This window comes from Megasphaera sp. AF13-6AC (genome assembly GCF_027685385.1).
Lineage (GTDB): Bacteria > Bacillota > Negativicutes > Veillonellales > Megasphaeraceae > Megasphaera > Megasphaera micronuciformis.
Genome location: NZ_JAQCUN010000215.1, coordinates 1 through 1,404 on the forward strand (window position 1 = coordinate 1; position 1,404 = coordinate 1,404).

The 1,404-nt window shown below is 50.4% G+C and carries 1 protein-coding gene and 1 pseudogene; both read right to left on the reverse strand.

Annotation, left to right across the window (positions count from 1 at the left end; translation table 11 throughout):
- Window positions 1–1,213: thymidine phosphorylase (locus tag PGX78_RS08270; RefSeq protein WP_270446471.1), on the reverse strand; the 1,213-nt coding region annotated here is incomplete at its 3' end.
- A 21-nt stretch (window positions 1,214–1,234) separates the two neighbouring features.
- Window positions 1,235–1,404, reverse strand: a pseudogene (locus tag PGX78_RS09465) (phosphopentomutase); the annotation flags it as partial.

Consider the following 1,404-nt stretch of genomic DNA (forward strand, 5'->3'; position numbering starts at 1 on the left):
ACGTATCGGCCCCCTCACCCCCGTATAGGGTACATAAGAGGTCGCCTGCTTCCACCTTATCATATACTTCTTTATGCAAGGCGAGTCCTGTATACAAGTTGATAACATCATCCTTGTGAGCCCTACCGGCACCCGTTTCCATGGCGATCTCACCCAAGGCTCTGCCGTCTACATGCACGATAAAGCCGTTCTTTTCAGCTCGTATGTCTCTTGCATTTACTCTTTTTGTCAGAGGACGCACGCCTATAAAGGACGTATCGCCCCCTTGTGCTTCCAAAAACTCCTTAAATTTTTGAAGCCCCGACCCGTCGTTGATGTGTTCTTGTAAAACCGTCTGACCTTCTTCGGCTGTAGCAACGAGTCCCGCCGACTTCAGCATATAGGCACCGACAGTAAGAACCACTTCTTTCAGCCTTTTACCGCCTCTGCCTGAAAGAACGTCGACGGCTTCATCAATTTCCAAGCTGTTGCCGATACTCATGCCTAAGGGAGCATTCATAGATGTCAGAACAGCTGTCGTAGGTTTTCCTGCCGCCACGCCGATATCCACCATGGCTCGTGCCAATTCAAAGGCCCGTTCCTTCGTTTTCATAAAGGCTCCGTCGCCGTATTTTACATCCAAGACAATAGCATCCGCTCCTCCAGCAAGTTTTTTACTCATAACGGAGCTTGCAATAAGAGGTATACTTTCTACTGTTCCCGTTGCATCTCGCAAGGCATACAAAAGCTTATCGGCCGGCGCCAATTCTCCGGACTGACCGATGACGGCCAAGCCGATGTGATTGACTTGATTGAAGAACTCCTCTTTCGACAAGGTGATGCGAAATCCCGGCACGGATTCAAGTTTATCCAAGGTACCGCCCGTAAAACCCAGACCGCGGCCGCTCATTTTCGCTACCTTCACACCTACCGCCGCAACAAGAGGTGCCACGATGAGTGTCGTCGTATCGGCAATGCCGCCCGTACTGTGCTTATCTACCGTAACGCCTTCAATAGCCGATAAGTCGACGACTTCTCCCGAATCTCGCATAGCCGCCGTAAGGGCCGCCGTTTCTTCTTCATGCATGCCCTTCAGGTACACAGCCATAAGCCACGCCGCCGCCTGATAATCTGCAACCCGGCCCTGTGTATAGTCTTCTATAAATTTTTCGATTCGGGACGCACTCTGCTCCTTGCCGTCCCGTTTTTCTTCTATAAAGTCGACAGGCCACATAGTCCGTCCCTCCTCCAGTTACTATTTCAAGTCATTCAAAAAAGAAGTGCCGAAAGGTAACTTACCCACATCAAAGTTATTCATAATCGTTTGTCCCAAGTCGGCAAAGGTCAGACGTGTTCCCAAATCCGTACTTTCCGTAAGGCCCGGGCTGTATACAACGAGGGGTACCTCTTCTCTCGTATGGTCCG